The organism is Escherichia sp. TW09308 (assembly GCF_000208565.1).
Taxonomy (GTDB): Bacteria; Pseudomonadota; Gammaproteobacteria; order Enterobacterales; family Enterobacteriaceae; genus Escherichia; species Escherichia marmotae.
In genome coordinates this window covers 413,522-436,634 of sequence record NZ_AEME01000001.1, presented here as the reverse complement: position 1 = coordinate 436,634, position 23,113 = coordinate 413,522, and the positions used below count along the sequence as shown (strand labels likewise).

The 23,113-nt window shown below is 49.0% G+C and carries 18 protein-coding genes and 3 pseudogenes; 7 read left to right on the top strand and 14 right to left on the bottom strand.

The window, feature by feature from the left end:
* Positions 1-37: 37 nt before the first annotated feature.
* From btuE to selO, 5 genes and pseudogenes are all read left to right on the top strand, one after another.
* A complete protein-coding gene (gene btuE / locus ESM_RS0102225; RefSeq protein ID WP_001154204.1) occupies positions 38-589 on the top strand; it encodes a bifunctional thioredoxin/glutathione peroxidase in 552 nt (183 codons plus the stop codon).
* A complete protein-coding gene (btuD, locus tag ESM_RS0102220) occupies positions 589-1,338 on the top strand; it encodes a vitamin B12 ABC transporter ATP-binding protein BtuD (protein ID WP_000029478.1) in 750 nt (249 codons plus the stop codon). Before btuE ends, btuD begins: the two co-directional genes overlap by 1 nt.
* 77 nt (positions 1,339-1,415) lie before the next feature.
* Positions 1,416-1,880: a C40 family peptidase gene (locus ESM_RS0102215; protein ID WP_001209789.1), complete on the top strand. Its 465-nt coding sequence runs from the start codon at positions 1,416-1,418 to the stop codon at positions 1,878-1,880.
* A 243-nt stretch (positions 1,881-2,123) separates the two neighbouring features.
* Complete coding sequence (locus ESM_RS0102210) at positions 2,124-2,837, top strand: EAL domain-containing protein (RefSeq protein ID WP_000866247.1); 714 nt, start codon at positions 2,124-2,126, stop codon at positions 2,835-2,837.
* 62 nt (positions 2,838-2,899) lie between these two features.
* A pseudogene (gene selO / locus ESM_RS01000000123785) lies at positions 2,900-4,335 on the top strand (protein adenylyltransferase SelO).
* A gap of 3 nt (positions 4,336-4,338) precedes the next feature.
* Here the strand turns inward: selO and hemP are convergent.
* The 3 genes and pseudogenes from hemP to ppsR form a co-directional block, all read right to left on the bottom strand.
* Positions 4,339-4,529, bottom strand: a pseudogene (gene hemP, locus ESM_RS01000000123780) (hemin uptake protein HemP).
* 131 nt (positions 4,530-4,660) lie between these two features.
* On the bottom strand, positions 4,661-5,707 hold the full coding sequence (gene aroH, locus ESM_RS0102195; protein ID WP_001082210.1) for a 3-deoxy-7-phosphoheptulonate synthase AroH: 1,047 nt from the start codon (positions 5,705-5,707) through the stop codon (positions 4,661-4,663).
* A gap of 156 nt (positions 5,708-5,863) precedes the next feature.
* Positions 5,864-6,697 (bottom strand): posphoenolpyruvate synthetase regulatory kinase/phosphorylase PpsR, encoded by an 834-nt coding sequence (gene ppsR / locus ESM_RS0102190; protein WP_000368060.1) that lies wholly within the window; start codon positions 6,695-6,697, stop codon positions 5,864-5,866.
* Positions 6,698-7,029: 332 nt separating this feature from the next.
* Between ppsR and ppsA the strand changes: the two genes are divergently transcribed.
* Positions 7,030-9,408 (top strand): phosphoenolpyruvate synthase, encoded by a 2,379-nt coding sequence (gene ppsA, locus ESM_RS0102185; RefSeq protein WP_000069391.1) that lies wholly within the window; start codon positions 7,030-7,032, stop codon positions 9,406-9,408.
* A 56-nt stretch (positions 9,409-9,464) separates the two neighbouring features.
* Here ppsA and fadK read toward each other — a convergent pair whose 3' ends face one another.
* The 5 genes from fadK to ESM_RS0102160 are packed head-to-tail and all read right to left on the bottom strand — an operon-like array spanning position 9,465 to position 14,524.
* Positions 9,465-11,111 (bottom strand): medium-chain fatty-acid--CoA ligase, encoded by a 1,647-nt coding sequence (gene fadK, locus ESM_RS0102180; RefSeq protein ID WP_000869242.1) that lies wholly within the window; start codon positions 11,109-11,111, stop codon positions 9,465-9,467.
* Between the two features lie 56 nt (positions 11,112-11,167).
* Complete coding sequence (locus ESM_RS0102175; protein WP_000081086.1) at positions 11,168-11,461, bottom strand: ferredoxin family protein; 294 nt, start codon at positions 11,459-11,461, stop codon at positions 11,168-11,170.
* Complete coding sequence (locus tag ESM_RS0102170) at positions 11,458-12,747, bottom strand: FAD-dependent oxidoreductase (protein ID WP_001278500.1); 1,290 nt, start codon at positions 12,745-12,747, stop codon at positions 11,458-11,460. Before ESM_RS0102170 ends, ESM_RS0102175 begins: the two co-directional genes overlap by 4 nt.
* A gap of 54 nt (positions 12,748-12,801) precedes the next feature.
* Positions 12,802-13,740 carry an electron transfer flavoprotein subunit alpha gene (locus tag ESM_RS0102165; protein WP_001072708.1) on the bottom strand — a complete coding sequence of 313 codons (939 nt, stop codon included), beginning with the start codon at positions 13,738-13,740 and terminating at the stop codon, positions 12,802-12,804.
* A gap of 19 nt (positions 13,741-13,759) precedes the next feature.
* On the bottom strand, positions 13,760-14,524 hold the full coding sequence (locus tag ESM_RS0102160) for an electron transfer flavoprotein (protein WP_000692120.1): 765 nt from the start codon (positions 14,522-14,524) through the stop codon (positions 13,760-13,762).
* Between the two features lie 315 nt (positions 14,525-14,839).
* Here ESM_RS0102160 and ESM_RS0102150 point away from each other — a divergent pair, with 315 nt between their 5' ends.
* Entirely contained in the window at positions 14,840-15,751 is a 912-nt protein-coding gene (locus ESM_RS0102150) for an AraC family transcriptional regulator (protein WP_000284772.1), read from the top strand.
* 43 nt (positions 15,752-15,794) lie between these two features.
* Here ESM_RS0102150 and ESM_RS0102145 read toward each other — a convergent pair whose 3' ends face one another.
* From ESM_RS0102145 to ESM_RS0102120, 6 genes and pseudogenes are all read right to left on the bottom strand, one after another.
* The gene (locus ESM_RS0102145) at positions 15,795-16,946 is read right to left on the bottom strand and encodes an acyl-CoA dehydrogenase (protein WP_000347861.1); all 1,152 of its coding nucleotides are present in this window, start codon (positions 16,944-16,946) and stop codon (positions 15,795-15,797) included.
* Between the two features lie 13 nt (positions 16,947-16,959).
* Positions 16,960-18,555, bottom strand: coding sequence for an acyl CoA:acetate/3-ketoacid CoA transferase (locus tag ESM_RS0102140; protein WP_000805718.1), 1,596 nt, complete (start codon positions 18,553-18,555; stop codon positions 16,960-16,962).
* A 145-nt stretch (positions 18,556-18,700) separates the two neighbouring features.
* Positions 18,701-19,459: a type I 3-dehydroquinate dehydratase gene (aroD, locus tag ESM_RS0102135; protein WP_000860190.1), complete on the bottom strand. Its 759-nt coding sequence runs from the start codon at positions 19,457-19,459 to the stop codon at positions 18,701-18,703.
* Between the two features lie 30 nt (positions 19,460-19,489).
* Positions 19,490-20,356, bottom strand: a complete 867-nt coding sequence (ydiB, locus tag ESM_RS0102130; protein WP_000383450.1) for a quinate/shikimate dehydrogenase — start codon at positions 20,354-20,356, stop codon at positions 19,490-19,492.
* An 11-nt stretch (positions 20,357-20,367) separates the two neighbouring features.
* Positions 20,368-21,634, bottom strand: a pseudogene (locus ESM_RS0102125) (MFS transporter).
* 226 nt (positions 21,635-21,860) lie between these two features.
* Positions 21,861-23,075 (bottom strand): MFS transporter, encoded by a 1,215-nt coding sequence (locus ESM_RS0102120; protein WP_000795540.1) that lies wholly within the window; start codon positions 23,073-23,075, stop codon positions 21,861-21,863.
* Positions 23,076-23,113: the final 38 nt, after the last annotated feature.

The following is a 23,113-nucleotide window of genomic DNA, read 5'->3' as shown; positions in this document are numbered from 1 at the left end:
AAGCTAAGATTTTTACTGACCTCATCCAGGAGACACGATGCAAGATTCCATACTGACCACCGTAGTGAAGACGATTGACGGTGAAGTGACCACGCTGGAGAAATATGCCGGTAATGTGCTACTGATTGTCAATGTCGCCTCAAAGTGTGGCTTAACGCCGCAATATGAACAGTTAGAGAACATTCAGAAAGCTTGGGCCGATCGTGGTTTTATAGTATTGGGATTTCCGTGCAACCAGTTTCTTGAGCAAGAGCCGGGCAGCGATGAAGAAATTAAAACTTACTGTACAACGACCTGGGGTGTGACGTTCCCGATGTTCAGTAAGGTTGAAGTTAATGGCGAAGGTCGTCATCCGCTGTACCAAAAATTGATTGCCGCAGCGCCGACCGCCGTTGCGCCGGAAGAAAGCGGATTCTATACGCGCCTGGCCAGTAAGGGGCGGGCACCACTGTATCCTGATGATATTTTATGGAATTTTGAAAAATTCTTAGTGGGCAGGGATGGTAAGGTTATCCAGCGTTTTTCCCCGGATATGACGCCGGAAGATCCTATTGTGATGGAAAGCATTAAACTGGCGTTGGCGAAATAATGTCTATTGTGATGCAGTTACAGGATGTTGCGGAATCAACCCGCCTGGGGCCGCTTTCTGGCGAAGTCCGGGCAGGGGAGATCCTGCATCTGGTGGGGCCGAACGGCGCAGGCAAGAGTACGTTGCTGGCGCGGATGGCCGGAATGACCAGCGGTATGGGAAACATTCAGTTTGCTGGCCAGCCACTGGAAGCATGGTCCGCGGCGAAGCTCGCGCTGCATCGTGCTTACCTTTCGCAGCAACAAACGCCGCCATTTGCTATGCCGGTATGGCATTACCTGACCATGCATCAGCATGATAAAACGCGTACTGACCTGCTAAATGATGTTGCCGGGGCGCTGGCCCTTGATGACAAGCTCGGACGTAACACTAATCAACTTTCCGGCGGTGAATGGCAACGAGTGCGTCTTGCTGCGGTGGTACTGCAAATCACGCCGCAAGCCAATCCTGATGGTCAATTGCTGCTTCTCGATGAACCCATGAACAGCCTTGATGTTGCCCAGCAAAGTGCGTTAGACAAAATTCTGAGCGCGCTGTGCCAGCAAGGACTGGCGATAGTGATGAGCAGTCACGATCTCAATCACACATTGCGTCACGCGCATCGGGCCTGGTTACTTAAACAAGGGAAACTGTTAGCCAGTGGACGCCGGGATGAAGTTTTGACGCCGCCGAACCTGGCCCAGGCTTACGGGATGAATTTCCGCCGTCTGGACATTGAAGGACACAGAATGCTGATTTCGACTGCCTGATAGCAATAGCATCTTGAAAATCGGGTAATTTCGACGCTAAATTAATGCAAGAATAAAAAACAGAGGATTCGTACGGAATGCGTTTCTGCCTTATTTTAATCACAGCACTGTTTCTGGTTGGGTGTAGCCATCACAAAGCGCCGCCGCCAAATGCCAGACTTTCTGACTCTATTACCGTCATTGCCGGTTTGAACGATCAACTACAAAGCTGGCATGGCACACCTTATCGTTATGGCGGCATGAGTCGTCGTGGGGTGGACTGCTCAGGCTTTGTGGTCGTAACGATGCGCGATCGTTTCGATTTGCAGTTGCCGCGTGAAACAAAGCAGCAGGCCTCTATCGGTACTCAAATTGATAAAGAAGAGTTGCTGCCAGGCGATCTGGTTTTTTTCAAAACTGGCTCCGGGCAAAATGGTTTACATGTGGGTATTTATGATACCAACAACCAATTTATTCATGCTTCTACCAGCAAAGGGGTGATGCGCTCTTCCCTTGATAATGTCTACTGGCAGAAAAATTTCTGGCAAGCAAGACGGATCTAGTATGTCAAAAAGGACGGTGATGATACATCGCCGTCCTTTTACTTCTGAATAAAGTAGTATTTTTCAGACAAAAATTCCGTAAATGGAATATTCGTTTATAATTAGGATAATCTTAAAAGGGACCCCTGAAAAAGTGGTTAACAAGGAAAAAATGAAAGTTATCCGATCTGTATTTTTTATGCCTTATGGTCTCATCTTTTTTAGCCGGAATTGCAAAAACATTCCTGGAGAAGGGTGGTTACCATGAAGGTTCTACTGGAGAATGTTTATCATTCTGATTGCTATTTTCTGCCGATAAGAGATAGTCAGCAAAATCTTGTTGGGATTGAATTAATAACCCATTTCTCCAGTGAAGACGGTACGGTTCGCATCCCGACGACGCGGGTTATGGCGCAACTTTCCGAGGAGCAGCATTGGCAGTTATTTGTCGAGCAGTTGGAATTACTTAAATCATGCCAACATTTTTTTATTCGACACAAACTCTTTGCATGGGTTAATTTGACACCGCAAGTGGCAAGGTTATTATTAATTGATAATAATTACGCAGCCCAACTATTAAAAATTCCCTTTGTTGAATTGCGGATTAATGAAAATTATCCACAGCTTAATGAGGGGAAAGATAATTACAACCTTTTGCACTTATCGCAAATTTTTCCATTGGTATTGGGAAATTTAGGTGCGGGAAACAGTACCATGAAAGCGATATTTGATGGTCTTTTCACCCGAGTTATGTTGGATAAAGGCTTTGTTCAGCAACAAATAGCTAATACATCCTTCGCGCCATTTATTCGTGCTATTCATGCGCAAATATCACCCTGTTGCAACTATATCATTGCGGCGGGTATTGATACCTCAGGAATGTTGGCGAAAATAACGCCGTATGGTTTCCATGCCCTACAAGGAAGCTTATGGCCAGCCGTTCCCGTAAGCAAGGTAACAACTCTGGTTCAGCGATAACCCCTTTGTTTGCTGGTGTTTAAGACGAGGGTTACCGTCTACACTATCAGACAGGAGGATCTATGACCCTGTCTTTTATTACTCGCTGGCGTGATGAATTACCTGCAACTTATACATCACTTTCCCCCACGCCTTTAAATAATGCCCGGCTGATCTGGTATAACGCCGAACTGGCTAATACGCTGGGTATTCCATCGTCGCTGTTTGAAAGTGGCGCGGGCGTCTGGGGAGGAGAAACATTACTACCGGGCATGTCACCACTGGCGCAGGTCTACAGTGGTCATCAGTTTGGCGTCTGGGCGGGCCAGTTGGGTGACGGGCGCGGCATTCTACTTGGTGAGCAACAGCTTGCCGATGGCACCACAATGGACTGGCATTTGAAAGGTGCGGGGCTGACGCCTTATTCGCGAATGGGCGATGGACGGGCGGTATTACGCTCTACGATTCGCGAAAGCCTCGCCAGCGAGGCGATGCATTACCTGGGCATTCCAACGACGCGCGCTTTAAGTATTGTCACCAGCGATACGCCGGTTTATCGGGAAACGGTGGAATCGGGCGCGATGCTGATGCGTGTGGCGCGCAGTCACTTACGATTTGGCCACTTCGAGCACTTTTATTATCGCCGCGAGCCGGAAAAAGTTCGCCAGTTGGCTGATTTTGCCATTCGTCATTACTGGCCGCACCTTCAGGATGATGAGAACAAATACCGTCTCTGGTTTACCGATGTTGTCGCACGTACCGCGTCGTTAATTGCTAACTGGCAGACAGTCGGCTTTGCACATGGCGTGATGAACACTGACAATATGTCAATTCTCGGATTGACGCTCGATTACGGACCGTTTGGTTTTCTTGATGATTACGAACCGGGCTTTATCTGTAATCACTCGGATCATCAAGGGCGTTACAGTTTTGATAATCAACCTGCCGTCGCGTTGTGGAATTTACAGCGTCTGGCACAGACATTATCGCCATTTATTTCTGTGGATGCGTTGAATGAGGCACTGGACAGCTATCAGCAGGTTTTGTTGAGCCAATATGGGCAACGGATGCGCCGAAAACTGGGCTTCATGACGGAACAAAAAGAGGATAACGTTTTGCTGAGTGAATTATTCAGCCTGATGGCGCGAGAGCGCAGCGATTATACCCGCACATTCCGCATGTTGAGTCTGACCGGGCAGCACAGCGCGGCATCACCACTGCGTGATGAATTTTTGATCGTGCGGCGTTTGATAACTGGTTTGCGCGTTATCGGGCGCGTTTGCAGCAAGATGAAGTCACCGACAGCGAACGTCAGCAACTTATGCAGAGCGTCAATCCGGCGCTGGTGTTGCGTAACTGGCTGGCACAACGGGCCATCGAGGCGGCAGAACAAGGCGATATGACGGAGTTACATCGCCTGCATGAGGCGTTGCGAAATCCTTTCAGCGACAGAGATGATGATTATGTCAGCCGTCCACCGGACTGGGGCAAACGGCTGGAAGTCAGTTGTTCAAGTTAAACGCTACTTGGTCAGCAACAGTTTGCCTGCCTGTGTTTACGTAGCAGATATTCTTGTCCGTCATGATCAATGATGAGCTTGCCATCCGGACCTAGCAGTGTCTGGCTGGCAATCCGCCGAATGGGCTGTGGGGAAGGAGCCTTCTGATTTGCATCCGTTTTAGGCGTGAGTCTGCTGCTATCCGTATAGCTCATAAAAATTAATAATAATTGATATAACAATGATTCTTATTATCAATATAATATTGCGTCAGGGCAAGTAATAATTCGTTGTGAAGACAACAGGTTGAGCAGAAATGCCCATTCCCGACGGAATGGGCACGCATTCAGAAGCGGGTATCTACCGCAGAGGCGAGTTTTTCGATCAGGTGTTCGGTATCTTCCCAGCCTAAACACGGGTCGGTAATGGATTGGCCATAGGTGAGCGGCTGACCGCTGACAATTTTTTGCGTACCTTCGCGTAGGAAACTTTCCGCCATAATGCCGGCAATCGCCGTAGAGCCATTGCGGATTTGCTGACAAATATCTTCACAGACTTCTAACTGGCGACGATGCTGCTTCTGGCAATTGCCGTGGCTGAAATCCACCACCAGATGTTCTGGTAAATCAAACTCGTGCAATGTATCGCAGGCGGCGGCGATATCATCGGCATGGTAATTCGGTTTTTTGCCGCCACGCATAATAATGTGGCCATACGGGTTGCCGCTGGTCTGGTAAATGGTCATCTGGCCGTTTTTGTCTGGCGAGAGGAACATATGGCTGGCGCGGGCAGCACGGATTGCATCTACGGCAATCCGCGTGTTGCCATCAGTGCCATTTTTAAAACCTACCGGGCAGGAGAGAGCTGAAGCCATTTCACGGTGTATCTGGCTTTCGGTTGTGCGTGCGCCAATCGCCCCCCAGCTAATCAGATCGGCAATAAACTGACCGGTCACCATATCGAGAAACTCAGTGGCAGTGGGCACACCCAGTTCATTCACCTGCAACAGTAACTTGCGCGCCAGTTCGAGGCCGTGATTTACGCGATAGCTGCCGTTTAAATCCGGGTCGGAAATTAATCCTTTCCAGCCGACAACGGTGCGCGGTTTTTCAAAATAAGTGCGCATTACGATTTCCAGCCGTGACTGGTACTGATTACGCAGCGCCTGCAGACGGGTGGCGTACTCCATTGCAGCGGTAAGATCGTGGATCGAACAGGGACCAATAACGACCAACAGTCGCTTGTCTTCACCATTCAATATTTTTTCAATTCTGCGCCGGGAATCAATTACATGGCTGGCAACGCCAGGCGTTACGGGATACCGCAGCGCGAGTTCAGCGGGCGTTACCAGACTCTCGATACGCGCAGTACGGAGTTCGTCAGTTCTGTTCATTACAAGTCTCAGAAATTTGTTGCTTCAACGGCAGGGTTGCCAGGAAGTGATGCGCATCACGATAAACCAATCCCTGTTGATTTCAAGTGCGAGGCAGGCAACACCCCGCGCAATTGACGGCATAGTAACAAAAAAACGAACTTCTATACTAGTTTTCTAGTACATTCTCCGACTAAGTCCCATGATATCAAGGATTTTGGTGGCAATCTCTTCTACCGAATAATTGGTACTGTTGATCCACGGGATCTGATTTTTACGGTACAACGCTTCCACTTCTGCGACTTCCATCCGGCACTGACGCAACGAGGCATAGCGGCTGTTCTCTCTACGTTCTTCGCGAATGGCTGCCAGCCGCTCCGGGTCAATAGTCAGGCCGAACAACTTATGCTGAAGTGGTTTGAGCGACGCAGGCAGGACCAGGTTGTCCATATCATCGGCAATAAAGGGGTAGTTTGCTGCGCGAATGCCAAACTGCATCGCGAGATAAAGGCTGGTAGGTGTTTTACCACAGCGAGAGACGCCGAGCAGGATCACTTGCGCCTGATCCAGATTGCGCAACGAAATGCCGTCATCATGGGCGAGGGTGTAATCAATCGCCGCAATGCGCGCATCATATTTATTAAGATTATTAGGGTTCAGGCCGTGGGTACGGTGAGCAATTGGTGTCGGGTCCAGCTTCATCTCTTGTTGTAGCGGAGCAACCAGCGCCTGAACAATATCCTGACAAAACCCTTCGCTTTGCAAAATGATGTTGCGAATCTCCGGTAACACAATGGAGTAAAAGACCAGCGGGCGCACGCCCGTCTGCTGGTAAATCGCGTCGATCTGATCTTTCACTGCCCGTGCACGGCTCTCATTTTCGACAAACGGCAGCGTAATGCTGCTGATAGTAACGGGAAATTGCGACATGACTGCGTGACCTAATACCTCCGCAGTAATTGCCGTACCATCAGAAATATAAAAAACGTGGCGATCAACAGCATTATCCATTTTGTTCTTCCCGAGATGCAGACATAATTCTATGAAAGCATAAATTAAAAATGCACAGAAGCGTAGAACGTTATGACTGGTTTATAAAATGAACCTTCAATTTTATTTTTTATGAAAATAGCATTTCATTTTTATGGTTTCGTTTATACCGATGGTTTATGTGGGAATTATCGAAGATAGTGGATTTGCGCAACGCTGGGAGCAGTCTTAAAAAGCAAAAAAATATATTTGCTTGAACGATTCACCGTTTTTTTCATCTGGTTAAATATGCAAAGATAAATGCGCAGAAATGTGTTTCTCAAACCGTTCATTTATCACAAAAGGATTGTTCGATGTCCAACAATGGCTCGTCACCGCTGGTGCTTTGGTATAACCAACTCGGCATGAATGATGTAGACAGGGTTGGGGGCAAAAATGCCTCCCTGGGTGAAATGATTACTAACCTTTCCGGAATGGGTGTTTCCGTTCCGAATGGTTTTGCCACAACCGCCGATGCGTTTAACCAGTTTCTGGATCAAAGCGGCGTAAACCAGCGCATTTATGAACTGCTGGATAAAACGGATATTGACGATGTTACCCAGCTTGCGAAAGCGGGCGCGCAAATCCGCCAGTGGATTATCGACACTCCCTTCCAGCCTGAGCTGGAAAATGCCATCCGCGAAGCCTATGCCCAGCTTTCTGCCGATGACGAAAACGCCTCTTTTGCAGTGCGTTCCTCCGCCACCGCAGAAGACATGCCGGATGCCTCCTTTGCCGGTCAGCAGGAAACTTTCCTTAACGTTCAGGGGTTTGACGCCGTCCTCGTAGCTGTGAAACATGTCTTTGCGTCCCTGTTTAATGATCGCGCTATCTCTTATCGCGTTCACCAGGGGTACGATCACCGTGGCGTGGCGCTCTCCGCCGGTGTTCAGCGGATGGTGCGTTCCGACCTCGCATCCTCTGGCGTGATGTTCTCCATTGATACCGAATCCGGTTTCGACCAGGTGGTGTTTATCACTTCCGCATGGGGCCTCGGTGAAATGGTGGTGCAGGGCGCGGTTAACCCGGATGAATTTTACGTGCATAAACCGACGCTGGCGGCGAATCGTCCGGCTATCGTGCGCCGCACGATGGGGTCGAAAAAAATCCGCATGGTCTACGCGCCGACTCAGGAACATGGCAAACAGGTTAAAATTGAAGATGTGCCACAGGAACAGCGTGACATCTTCTCGCTGACCAACGAAGAAGTGCAGGAACTGGCAAAACAGGCCGTACAAATTGAGAAACACTACGGTCGCCCGATGGACATTGAGTGGGCAAAAGATGGTCACACCGGCAAATTGTTCATTGTGCAGGCGCGTCCAGAAACCGTGCGTTCACGCGGCCAGGTCACGGAACGTTATACCCTGCATTCACAGGGCAAGATTATCGCAGAAGGCCGTGCTATCGGCCATCGCATTGGCGCAGGCCCGGTGAAAGTCATTCATGACATCAGCGAAATGAACCGCATCGAACCAGGTGATGTGCTGGTCACCGACATGACCGACCCGGACTGGGAACCGATCATGAAGAAAGCGTCGGCCATCGTCACTAACCGTGGTGGGCGTACCTGTCACGCGGCGATCATCGCTCGTGAACTGGGTATTCCGGCGGTAGTCGGCTGTGGTGATGCAACCGAACGGATGAAAGACGGTGAGAAGGTTACCGTTTCCTGTGCCGAAGGTGACACCGGTTACGTGTATGCCGAACTGCTGGAATTCAGCGTGAAAAGCTCCAGCGTGGAAACCATGCCGGATCTGCCGCTGAAAGTGATGATGAACGTCGGTAACCCGGATCGTGCGTTTGACTTCGCCTGCCTGCCAAACGAAGGCGTGGGTCTGGCGCGTCTGGAATTTATCATCAACCGCATGATTGGCGTTCACCCGCGCGCACTGCTCGAGTTTGACGACCAGGAACCGCAGTTGCAAAACGAAATCCGCGAGATGATGAAAGGTTTTGATTCTCCGCGTGAATTTTATGTTGGTCGTCTGACCGAAGGGATCGCGACGCTGGGCGCTGCGTTTTATCCGAAGCGCGTCATTGTTCGTCTCTCGGACTTTAAATCTAACGAATACGCCAACCTGGTGGGCGGCGAGCGTTACGAGCCGCATGAAGAGAACCCGATGCTTGGCTTCCGTGGCGCGGGGCGCTACGTTTCCGAAAGTTTCCGCGACTGCTTCGCGCTGGAGTGTGAAGCGGTGAAACGTGTGCGCAACGACATGGGGTTAACCAACGTTGAGATCATGATCCCGTTCGTGCGTACCGTTGAGCAGGCGAAAGCGGTGGTTGAAGAACTGGCGCGTCAGGGGCTGAAACGTGGTGAGAACGGGCTGAAGATCATCATGATGTGTGAAATTCCGTCCAACGCCTTGCTCGCTGAACAGTTCCTCGAATATTTCGATGGTTTTTCTATCGGCTCAAACGATATGACACAGTTGGCGCTCGGTCTGGATCGTGACTCCGGCGTAGTTTCTGAATTGTTCGATGAGCGCAATGACGCCGTGAAAGCACTGTTATCAATGGCGATCCGTGCCGCGAAGAAACAGGGCAAATATGTCGGGATTTGCGGTCAGGGCCCGTCTGACCACGAGGACTTTGCTGCATGGTTGATGGAGGAAGGGATCGATAGCTTGTCCCTGAACCCGGATACCGTGGTGCAAACATGGTTAAGTCTGGCTGAACTGAAAAAGTAAAATAAATACCCGGCGGCGTTCAGTCGCCGGGTTTACGTGATCCCTGAAGATGAAACTTATTCAATCACTTCGCAGACATCCTGAGTTAATCGCCGCATAATATCTTTGCGTAACAAAAACTTTTGTATTTTACCTGATGCAGTCCGCGGTAATTTTTCGATCACCACGATATGTTCAGGATATTTATATTTCGCGACCCGTTTACGGCTAAAAAATGCCACTACATCTTCCAGCGATAATGAATGATGCGGTGCTTTCAGCACGACATAGGCGCATGAACGTTCACCTAAGCGTTCATCGGGCATTGCAACCACACAAGCATCGTGAATTTTAGGATGCTGCAATAGAATATCTTCCACTTCACGGCTGCTAATATTTTCGCCGCCGCGGACAATAATATCTTTCTTGCGTCCGGTTATTTTTATATAGCCAGCCTCATCCATGCGGCAGAGATCGCCACTGTAATACCAGCCCTCTTCATCCAGCGCGCAAGCGGTTAATTCAGGTTCATCAAAATAACCCATAAACACATTAGGGCCACGCGAGGCCTCTTCACCTTCGCAACCTGGCGGTAAGGTTTTGCGTGCATCATCGACCACTTTGATCTCCACCCCAGCGGCAGCGTAACCATCGGTGTGCATAAAGCGCGACAAAGGATCGTCGAGATTCACCACTGCATGTGGCGAGCTTTCTGTGGAACCATAAACGCTTAATAATTTAATGCCGCGCTGCTGGCATTCACGCGCCACTTTTTTGGGGATCGTGGTGCCGCCGCAAAGAAAGAAACGCAGCGCAGAAAGGTCGGCAGGCTGTTTCTCAAGTAGATTCAATAGGTCATAAACAAACGGCGTTGCTCCGAGCATACAGGTGCAACGTTGTTGCTCAAGCAGCGAGAGACAGGCTTCCGGGGTAAAAATATCTAACAACACGCTGCGGGCGCCAATCAAAAACGGCGCTGTTACGCCATGCAGAAACCCCGTCGCGTGACCGAGTGGTGCAGGCATCATAAAGACATCCAGCCAGGTCAGGTTAAGCCGTGCACAATAAGCCCGTTCGCTGGCGAGAATATTATTATGCGTTAGCATCACGCCCTTTGGCATGCCCTCAGTTCCGGAGGTAAATAGCACCGCCGCTAATTCATCGCCGTGGACCGATGTTGCGGCGACCAGCGGGGGATTGTCGGCAATAATCTGACTTAACGAGAGAGACGAGGTGGCGGGAGCCAGCTTATCCACGCCGACGATCTGTTGTAGTTGTGGAAGCTGATTTTGCAGTGGCAGGATTAAATCTACCGGACGCGTTTGTTTAAACAATGTCGGTGCAAAAAACATTTTTGCCTGACACTTATTGAGCACCCACACCAGTTCAGCTTCTCGCCAGGAAGGCAACAACGGCACGGAAACCGCACCGGTTTTCAGGCAGGCAAGATAGATAACAGTAAATTCACACCAGCCAGGCAATTGAAAAGCGATACGATCGCCCGATTCAATACCGTTAGCCAGTAACCAGCTTGCCAGACAGTTCGCGGCGTGATCGAGTGCGCTATAGGTGTACGATTCGCCATGATTATCGACAACGGCTATTTTGTCTGGCATCGCGCATGCAGTCTGCCGCCAGTAGTCGACCAGCGAAGCGTCTCCCCACAATCCTTGTTGTCGATAGGCTGCACGACGCTGCGCGTTAAACGTTAATGTCACTTTCATTTTGGACTCTCGAAACAGAACGTCAGGCCCGAGGTGCGAGCCTGTGGGAAGCGTAATTAGCCGTAACGGAAATCAATACCGAAGGTGCCTGCGGGGTATTGCCATTGTTCGAGAATAGTGTTGCCACACAGCACCCGACAGGTGCCGCACTCCAGACAACCGGCGGAATCAAAATGAATGTTTCCCGCGTCATCCTGCTTATACAGTCCGGCAGGGCAGGCTTTCATTAATTTTTGAAATTCATTGATGTCGGGATTTGCCGCCAGAATGATATGTGGGTGGCCCTCATCAACATGGAATTTGTTGACGCCTAATTTGACGTCAACGTTGACCGTAGCGTTCTGGCTCATAGCGCGGTTGCTCCCTTAATGCCATCTTTCAGCAGATTAATCAGCCCGATTTTCTTCGCATGTCCGAGAATCATTTTTCGTACCGGCTGGTTTGGTTTACCGTCAATAGTGAACATGTCGTTCATGATATCGGCGACCATGCGCGGATACTGACTAAACAGGCGCGGGTTTTCCATCAGCGCCGGGATCTTGCGAAAATGCTGCATATCACGCATGACACAGCTTTGTTCCAGTTCGCGTTTGTATTGCGCCAGGCTAGTGACAGAAAAATCCGCGCGTTCTTTGGCGGCAATCACCGTTGTGGCTGCCGCCTGGGCCGATGCGATGGCTAAATCCATTCCGCGAACCGTAAAGCCCAGATTGAGGCAGAAGCCTGCTGCGTCACCGACGATCATCACACCATCGTTGACCAGTTGCGGTACCATTGCCAGACCGCCTTCCGGCACCATATGCGCGGAATATTCAAGCAGTTTGCCACCGCTAATCAGTGGGCGAATGGCGGGGTGCTGTTTAAAATCCTCCAGCATTTGCGGCACGCTTTTTTGCGCATGGGCGATATCACCCAATCCACAAACCAGACCCAACGATACGGAATCGTGATTGGTGTAGATGAATCCGCCGCCCATCAGGCCGTCAGAAGGGGAACCGGCAAACAGCCAGGCGACACCTTCATCGTCAGTGACGTTAAAGCGATCGTTGATTTGCTCCGGCGTGATGCCAATGACTTCTTTAACGCCAACAGCGTAATGATGCGGATCGGAGGCGGGAACCATTCCCAGCGAACGGCCAAGCATCGAATTAACACCATCAGCCAGAATCACCACATTGGCTTCAAGAATATCATCCCCGGCCTGGACGCCAGTGACCTTGTTACCTTCACGAACCAGCGCATCGACGCGAACGCCCGGGATAAACTGCGCGCCCGCCTGTTCGGCTTGTTCCATCAACCACGGGTCGAGACGATTGCGCAATACGGTATAAGAAGCGTGTTGCGGAACATCTGGCTGCTCGCGGTGAAAATCGAGGGTAACGGCGCTCTCTTCGGTTAAGAAGGAGATTTTCTCGCGTGTGACTTTGCGTTCTACCGGCGCTGATGCAGCAAAGCCTGGAATGATCGCTTCAAGCGTGTGGGCATAAAGACGCCCGCCGGTCATATTTTTACATCCGGCACTGTCGCCGCGTTCGATCACCAGGACATCCAGTCCGGCTCGCGCCATGACCAATGCGGCAACGCTACCGGCAACGCCCGCACCGACCACAATGGCATCAAATTTGTCATCCGACATGCGTTATGCTCCCTTCCCGCTGCGTTTACAGCGGGAGATGTGGTTGAAAGGGAATTAGCGACTCAACTGGCTAATCAGGGCAGGGACGACTTTGTAGATATCGCCCACCAGACCGTAGTCGGCATAGTTGAAGATTGGCGCGTTTTTATCTTTATTGATGGCGACAATCACTTTTGCGCCATTGCCGCCAACCATATGTTGGATCTGCCCGGAGATCCCCAGCGTCAGGTAGAGGTCGGATTTCAGCAACACGCCGGAGACACCGATATAACGTTCACGCTCCATCCAGTTCTCGCCTTCGGCAATCGGGCGTGAACAGCCGACTTCGGCATTGAGTGTCGCTGCCAGTTCGTGGACCATTTTCAGGTCATCCTGCGCCGCCAGACCACGACCGACGCCGACCACGCGTTTTGCTTTGCTCAGGTCCACGCTGCTTGCCGCTTTCGCACGGCGTTCGCGACTAAGAATTTCATGACGCGGAGCAACGTAAGGCACAGTTTCAATCGGACACTGATGCGAGGCGTCACTGGTGCAAGGTTCCTGAACACCGGGCGCAAGGGTAATGATCGCCAGCGGGCTATTGATCTTTTCCTGGGCGAACGCTAGCCCGCCATACATACGGTGCTCGGCGTAAACGTGACCATCGACCACATCAACCGCAGTGGCATCGTTCACCAGCGCCGCATTCAGTTGCACACTTAACCGTGCAGCCAGCGCTTTACCGCGTTTTGTCGCGGCCAACAGTAGCATAGAGGTGTGTTTATCTTTCAGCAGGGCAGCAACGCTTTCAGCGTAATTTTCAGTGCGTTGCAGTGCATCGTTTTGCTCAAGAACATAAATACATTTTGGACCATAAGGCATAACAGCCTGTGCCTGGTCGGTATTTTGTACAATGGCATAAACCTGTTGGCCCCATTGCTGCGCGCCGCCAAACAGTTCAGCATAACGTTCAGGATTATCGCTAAAGACCCAGACGTTGTTTAATTGATTCATCGTTTCTTCTCCGTTGGCTTTAGTTCAGGGCTTTCTTCAGATGTTCCACCAGCTCGGCAATGGCTTCCGGCGAATCGTTATCGAGAATGATGTGTTTGCGTTCTGTTTGCGGCGGTACGCGAACGCCGATCAGTTCAGCAAGCGGCGTGGCCTGGCTCCAGCCGATATCACTCGCCTGCCACTGATGTACCGTTTTTTTGCCCGCGCCGAGAATGGCTTTCATTGAAGGAATACGTGGCACGTTAATATCGGACGTGACACACAGCACTGCTGGCAGTGAAAGCTCAACGACTTCAACTTCCTCTTCCAGAGCGCGTTCGATAATCAGGCTGTCGCCCTGACGTTGAATGGCGCTGACAGCGTTAATTACCGGAAGCTGCAGAATTTCCCCTACCAGTAAACCAACCTGTTGGGCATAGAGATCGCCAGAACCTTCACCGAAGATCAGTAAATCGAAGCCGATCTTTTCTGCCGCCGCGGCCAGTGCCTTAGCCGTATCAAGGGGGAGAGCATGCTCAAGCTGGGCATCCTGCACCATATACAGACAGTGCGGTCCGCGGGATAACACGTCTTTACGCACTTTTGAGTTCTGCAACAATGAGCCGCCAACGGTCAGCGCGGCTATCTCATCATCATCCATTGCAAGCTGGCTTGCGGCTTCAATGGCATTGAGATCGAACTGGCTAATTTTGGCGTCGGCATTGTCGAAATTGAGGGTGTACTCGGGAGTGACAACAATGTCCTGTTCTTCAGGCACCAGCTTAAAGCAGGTTATTATTTTCATGATTTCTCCTGTGGGTCGCATACGGAACCATCTCCGATGGAAGGTAAAAATTGCCTGAAAATAGTGTGCGATAGCAGGAAGGGGTTTTCGACGGAGCAATCTGTTTTCCTTGCAAACAATCTTGCAAAAAAAATGAGATCGTTAAAACAAAAGCACAATAAGCGGCAATATTATGCCGTCGTGGACGTACTATCTTGCATTCAGTGTAAATAATCTTGTTTAGCTCTCGCTAAACGCAGTTGTATAAGTGCAGTACACACCGTATTTTATCCTGCATATATTGCTTTTGCCTGCTTATGGAATAGGGAGGTTGTCATGTATCAACGCTGTTTTGATAATGCCAGCGAAACGCTGTTTGTCGCCGGTAAAATACCACGACTTTCGCGCTTTGCGTTTAGTGATGATCCTAAATGGGAGTCGGGACATCACGTTCATGATAATGAAACCGAGCTGATCTATGTTAAGAAAGGGGTGGCAAGATTTACCATTGATTCTTCGTTATATGTGGCACATGCCGATGACATTGTAGTGATAGAACGTGGCAGGCTGCACGCGGTGGCCTCAGATGCTAACGACCCGGCAACGACCTGTACCTGTGCGCTATACGGTTTTCAGTTTCAGGGCGCAGAAGAAAATCAGTTACTGCAACCGCATTCTTGCCCGGTAATTGCCGCAGGGCAGGGAAAAGAGGTCATCAAAACGCTTTTTAATGAATTAAGTGTGATTTTACCGCAAAGTAAAAATGGCAACACATCTTCAGTGTGGGATGCATTTTCCTATACGTTAGCGATTCTCTATTACGAAAACTTTAAAAATGCTTATCGTTCGGAGCAGGGGTATATTAAAAAAGATGTCCTGATAAAAGATATTCTCTTTTATCTTAATAATAATTACCGCGAAAAAATCACTTTAGAACAGTTATCGAAAAAATTTCGTGCCAGCGTCAGTTATATTTGCCATGAATTTACTAAAGAGTATCGTATTTCTCCCATCAACTATGTGATTCAACGGCGTATGACCGAAGCAAAATGGCTGCTGACCAATACCGATTTGTCGCAGGCAGAAATCTCATGGCGCGTGGGTTATGAAAATGTCGACCACTTTGCCAAATTGTTTTTGCGCCATGTCGGCTGTTCGCCAGGCGATTATCGCAGGCAATTTAAAAACTGTTTTGCGGAACAAGAAATCTTGTCTGAATTTTCTGCACCTGTAAGTTTTGCCGGGTAAATGTGGCGGCGCAGTTTTTATCTGAAGCTGCGCCGCCTGAAGATTATTTATTCTGGTAATCTTTCAGGATCTGCCGACCTGCAACGTAAATCATAATCTCGTCAGTACCACCGCCAATTCGTTCACAGCGGACATCACGCCAGAAGCGGGAGACGCGCGCCTCATCGGTGTAGCCCAGACCGCCCATGATTTGAATCGCATCGTCAATGACTTCCATCGCAGTACGCGCGCAGTACAGTTTTGCCAGCGCCGCGCTGGTGCGCAGTGACTGATGCTGATCAGCTTGCCACGCCACTTTCAGCACCATATTGCGCATGTTGTCGATCTTAATCGCCATTAGTGCCAGTTTTTCCTGGATCATCTGGTTATGACCAATTGGCTTACCAAAAGCGATACGCTGGTTGGCATAGCGGGCGGCATCTTCGAATGCGCATTCGGCAAAGCCGGTGCTGCGCGCGGCGTTGATCAGGCGCTCCATCTCAAAGTTGTACATCACATTGAGGAAACCCATTCCTTCTTCGCCTACCATGTCGCTCTCTTCAACTTCCACGTTGTCGAGATAAACTTCGCAGGTGCTAAGCATATGCCAGCCGATTTTATGCAGCGGATTGATCTTAATGCCGGGCTTACTGGACTCAACCCACCACAGGGTGAAGGCTTTTTTCGGATCTTTCGGTTCTGGATCGCGCGCCAACACCAGCATATACGGGTACTCTTTCGCACCGGTAATAAAGGTTTTCTGTCCGTTGATGTAAACCTTGCCATTTTTACGCGTGTAAGTGGTGGTGGCGCTGTTGTTATCTGAGCCAGCACCGGGTTCCGTCAACGCCAGGGCATAGGCGGGGTCGCCGGTTTCCAGCGTGCTTTCTGCCGTTTTACGTAGCTGCTCCTCAGAACCGAAACGGCGCATGCTGTGAATACACTGACCGTTGGTAATCAAAAACGCCGGAGCACCGCATTTTGACACTTCCATCAGCGCCAGCATCTGGGTGACGTAATCCGCAGGGATACCACCAAATTCTTCCGGCACGCCAAGCATGGAAATACCGTTATCTGCCAGCGCCCGCATAAACTCACGCGGATATGTCCCGTTTTGATCGCAGGTGCGGAAATACTCTTCCGGAAAGTTAGTCGTAATCAGTTCGCGAATACTGGCCAGCAGCAGTTCTTGTTCTTCAGTTAAAGAAAAATCCATCGTGATACTCCTGTTAATGAGCCGCTTCAGGCAGGACAAAACCCATCGCCGCATCGATAAATAATCTTTCGTCCATCAGTTTTAGTTCTGGCGAAATAACTGGGGTGAAATCCATTTTGTCGAGAATATCTTTTTGCAAATCGACGCCAGGGGCGATTTCGATTAAATACAGACCGTCTTCTTTCAGGGTGAATACAGCACGTTCGGTGATGTAACGAACATCCAGTCCCCGTTCGAGCGCGATTTTTCCGCTAAAAGTAATTTCCGGTAGTTCACGGATAAATTTATTTACCCGTCCTTCCTGGACGATATTTAATTTACCATCGGCAATTTCTGTTTTTAAACTGCCCGCAGTTAACGTGCCGCAGAAAATGATTTTCTTCGAGGTGGCACTGATATCAATAAATCCACCGGTACCCATGATTTTGCCATTGAATTTATGCACACCGACGTTACCGTGCTGGTCGACTTCGGCAAAACTCAAATAACAGACATCCAGACCACCGCCGTGATAAAAATCGAACTGGGAAGTCATATCCAGAATGGCGCGGGTATTCACGTTCGCGCCAAAGACGATACCTTGCGAAGTAATACCGCCAATTGGGCCTGTTTCCACCGTCAGAATAAAGTCATCAGCACAACCTTCTTCCCGGGCGACCAGGCCAATACCGTCGGCAATACCGACACCAACATTCCCCACAGCACCTTTGCGCATTTCAAACAATGCGCGTCGCGCGACTAATTTACGCTGATTAAGAGGCAAGCTAAGTTGGGTACTGTCATCCAGTGTGAAGTCACCAGAAATAAAACGATTAACTGGCGCACCGCCATACAGTTGGGTTTGGTCCGGATCGACCACCACAATATCGATAAGATAACCTGGAATACGGACAGCTTTAGGATGCAGCGTGGCTTTCTTAACCATCTTCTGCACCTGCATCATCACGACACCACCGTTATTGTGCACCGCCTGGGCAATAACCAATGCGTCGAGATACATCACTTCATCTTCAAAGGTAGCGTAGCCTTCGCTGTCGCAGGTGGTGGCGCGAATAAAGGCAATATCTGGCGCGATCGCTTTGTAATAGAGATATTCTTTACTATCAAACTCGACCAGTTTAATCAGATCTTCTTTAGTCACTTCATTCAGTTTGCCGCCTTGTTGGCGAGGGTCGACAAACGTTCCGATACCAATATCGCTAATAATTCCTGGCTGGTGGGCAGCAGCGGCGCGCAATGTTTGAGTGAGCACACCTTGTGGATAGTTATAGGCAACAATTTTATTTTGTTCTGCGAGTTCAGAAATACGCGGTGATTGTCCCCAATGGCCGCATAATGCCCATTTCACCAGACCTTCTTGCGCCAGCGGACTAATACCACGATCGGCGCGATCGCCAAGCCCTGTAGGGCTAATAATCGATAAATTACGCGGTGTCTGGGTTTGTTTATATTTGTCAGCAAGAGCGGTAATTAATGTGGTGGCTTCCAGAATACCGCCACCTGCACCTAATACACAAAGTGTTGCTTCGTCGGGAATATAACTTACCGCTTCCTGTGCCGACAGGACCGGCACGCGTCCATTAATACGAGGTGGTTTTACAGGTTTCATTATTTTTTCCTGATTCAGGTGTGGATTTCTCTGCGCAAGAATTAAAAATAGCGCACAGATACCCACAGAATATTTTTATCAAATACTCTTTAAAAAAATTTTTTTAATACGGCGGGGAAGATTACTCCCGCCGGTACGTTATTTATTACGCCTGGTGCAAAATAGTTAATACTGTGCGCAAATCATTCACCGATATTTGCCCAGGCGCAGAGGCTTTTTTTACTGCGCCAAACGTTGCGGCCGAACCAAATACTTCACCAGCCAGACGGGAAATTACGCCAGTTTTTGCCATCGACATCGTGATGATTGGTCGATCGGCATACTGCTCCTGCATCTCCAGGGTAGCGGCGAGCAACGTCAGGACATCGCTGGTGCTTTGCGGCATCAACGCAATTTTAGGAATATCGGCGTCGAAGGACTGCATTTTACGTAAACGGGCAATAATCTCTTCGGCTTCCGGCGTTTTATGGAAGTCATGGTTGGACATGACAACCTTCACATCATGCGCATGTGCATAGGCGACGGTTTCTTTAACCTGATCATCGCCGGTAAATAACTCCAGATCGATCATATCGACCAGACCGCTGTCGATGGCTGCGCGATTGAGTGCAATATAAGCCTCAGTGGAAATCGCCTGCTCGCCGCCTTCTTTAGCGCTACGGAAGGTAAACAGCAATGGTTTTTCTGGCATGATCTCACGGAGGATTTTTGCCGCTGCCATGACAGACTCCACGCTGGAGAGGTCGGCAAAGTGGTCCACACGCCATTCCAGAATATCAAAGTCCGCTTCACGATAGGCGAGAGCTTCAGATTTCACGCTGGCGATATCTTTCGCCATCAGCGAGACGATGATTTTTGGTGCGCCCGTACCAATGACGAGATCTTTTACAGTTACGGTTTTCATTTTTTACCCTTTCTGCACGCGGTCAGCCTGTCAGGCGCCGAACCCCATGACCTGTTTAACGTATTCCAGAGGGAAATCTTTGCCAGTCCATAACGTGAACTGTTCAGCCCCTTGCCACAACAACATGCCGTATCCATCAATCGTTTTGCAACCTGCTTGTTGCGCCTGCTGCAATAACTTCGTCATATGCGGGTTATACACGCATTCAGTGACCAGCAGTCCTGGATGTAACAAACTGATATCGTTAACTAATGATTCATTTTCAAGAGGCTTCATACCCACTTTTGTGCCGTTGGTTAAAATGTCGGCGGAAGACAAGGCTTCAGCAAAGGCTTGCTGATCGGCGAGATCGGTAACGGTGACGACACAATCGGTGTTTTCGTTGACTCGTTGCGCGAAGGCGAGGGCTTTATCGAAGAATTCATCCCGACGGTTGAAGATTTTAATCTCTTTTAAACCTTCAATCGCGCCCTGCGCGCCAATTGCCGTTGATGCACCACCGGCACCTAGCAGCACCATCGTTTTGCCTTTGATATCAAAACCGCTCTCTTTAATGGCGCGAATATGGCCCGTGCCGTCGGTGTTATAGCCACGCAGATAGCCATCATCATTAACGATGGTATTGATAGCGCCAACCAGTTTTGCCGCAGGTGTTAATTCATCAACATATTCACACGCCAGTTGTTTGTTTGGCATCGAAACACCGGTTCCGCGCATTTTTAAGGCTTTTAATCCTTCAATTGCACCGGCAAAGCTATCGTTATCCACTTCAAAGGCCATATAGGTAAATGGTAATCCCGCTTTTTCTAAGGCTTTGTTTTGCATTTCAGGCGATAAACTGTGGCGGATAGGATAGGCCATCAGGCCAATCAATTCATATTTAGCGGTAACATCCATAATTAACTCCTCTAATTTCTTTGCTTAATTGTGTTTAACCGGGGTGCTAAGATTGCGTTCGCCAAACCGGACATCATTTTCAGGAATAATGAAAACGCGGTAATAGCGGATGAAAACAATAATTGCGGTAATCAGGGCCAGCAGCGCGAAAGTAAAATCGAGAACGATGATGTATTGCAGACCTATATTCGACAGATAACCGGTAATCAGCGGAATAACAAAATTGGCCAGACCACCCATCATCATATAAATACTGGTGACTTTGGCTTTGCTTTTCGGGAAGAACTCTGACATGACTGAAACGCCAAGCTGTAAAATACCGCCAGCAGCAGAAAAGCCGATAACAAAAGCCCCTGCATTACACACCAGTGGAGAAGGGTACAGATAAATGATAGCAGCGGTTACCGTTGCCAGTGCTGAGTTAAACACGTTAGCCCAGATGGGACGTACCATTTTTTTCAATAGTGCGGCAAAAATAAAGACACAGACCAGCGAACCCATACTGTAATAAGAGATAGTTTTTAATGCCTCGGATTCCGACATACCGGCAAATGCCATCGCATATTTGGGCATCCACACGACAATTACATAAAAGGTCGAGAACGCGGCAACACCGAACAGTACTGATGAAACACCTTCCAGCCAGACTAACGGCTTACTGTTCATTTGCGGTAGTTCACCAGCTACGCTGGCATCCACCAACTGACCTGGGAATTTACTTTTCAATAGCATCAGCATGATCAGCACAAACACGATGCCTGGAATAATCAGCCCATAACCGTACCAGATGTTATTCAACAGCATATAACTCACCAGCATCGGATAGAGCATTTGTCCGAACGATATCATCGCCTTAACCAATATTACGGCTGAACCCGAGGCTTTCGGGAAGCATTCCATCAACGCCGGATATCCACCGGTATCCAGGGCCGAGTTGGCGATACCAACGCACACTGCCAGACCGTAAGCGAGAGCTAAACTTGGGCAGGCCGGAATACCAAAGAAAAACAGCATATACATGGCGACGGCCATGAATATTACTGCTCGCCGACCAAATTTATCGGAGATTACACCGAAGAATAAAATGCTGATCAGACGACCCAGACCGATACCGGAAATTAAATAGGCGATACCGGCGTTATCGGTAGAAAATATTTCTGCCAGAGATGACATGTTTTGTGCAAGTGTAATAACACTAATACCATGTAGGAAATAACTGAAGTAAATACAAAGAACAGCCAGGATAAATGGCGTGCTGAAAGCCTTATTTTGAGACATTTTCACAGCTCCTTGCTGAAAGATAATTTTGTTACCGTCCGTGTTGTATTTCGACGGTTTTCATAATCACTATACTGAAGATAATTTTCTCTGGGTACATGGCATAAAGTTTATGTTTCCAGGAATATTGCATGTGATAGTTTGTTTTTGATCGCGATTTTCCTTAATTAGCGCAGAAAGAGTAATTTATCCGTAAAATCTTGCATGACCTGAAAAGAATATTGCATTACCCGCCTATAGAAACATTCTCCTTTAATGATGGATGTTGTGCTTCTTTTCGACTGCGTACGCCAATAAACAGCACCAGTAAAAAGCCGATAGCAGCGATGGCGGTATCGAACCACATAATATCGGCAATACTTCTTTGCGAAAGATGGGCAGTAATCAACGGGATAGTAAAGGTCGCAATACTGCCCGCACTGTAATAGATCCCCGTAGCTTTGCCTTTGGCATGGGGAAAACGTTCCGCCATTAACGTCAGGCCAATTTGTACAACACCACCTGCGGAGGTAAAACCGATGACGAAAGCAAATATTATCACCACATAAAATGTGGGATGCAGGCAGACGGTAAGCAGGGCGATAAATGAGATAAAAGTGTACAGCATCAACAATGTTGTTGAGTGAACGGTTTTACGAATGAGTGGAGCAGTAATAAATACACACAGCAGCGAACCCACGGTATAGATACTGAGTAATTTGATCGACATGGTGTATGACATGCCAGCGACAAATTGCCCGTATTGTGCCAGCCACTGGCTAACCAGATAAAAGGTTGCCATTGAAATATAGCCATAGAGGGTGTAACTGGCTAAATCAATAATTGAGCAGCGATGCCCCGCAGAAGTGGTCGCTTTCTTTACCACAGGCAAGCGACGGCCCGGATGTGGTGGAAAGGTACAGCGATATAAAAACAGACCGTTAACGATCATAATTGCTGCGGCAATCATAAAAGACCAACCGAACCACATTTCAGCCCACACTAACAGGCTGATAATTAGCGGCAATAAAAATTGCCCGCTGGAGACAAAGGCTTTAATTAAAATATTGGCTGTACCCGGTGAATGAGGAAAGGCTTCCATCAAACTGGGATAGGTACCAGCATCGAGAAAACTGTTCGCCATGCCCGCCAGGAAACCAAAAACATAAGCAATAATGATGTTATTGGTGTGCAGGATGCCAAAAAAGAAGGCCATATAGCAGCACATACCCAGAATAATAAAAGGGCGGCGACCAAAGCGATCGGATAATAATCCTGCAAAAAGCAAGACACTTAATCGACCAATGCCCAGCGATGAGATAACTATCGAGACGCCCGCGGCATTAGTCTGCCAAAGCGTCTCAAGCGAGGCCATATTCAGGCTCATCAAAATGACGCCCATACCATGCACCAGGTAATTGAAATACAGTCCCAGTGCGGTAGGGAGATAGGGATTTTTCATAAGATCTACTTAGCAATATTGCTTAAAAGTTGCTGTTG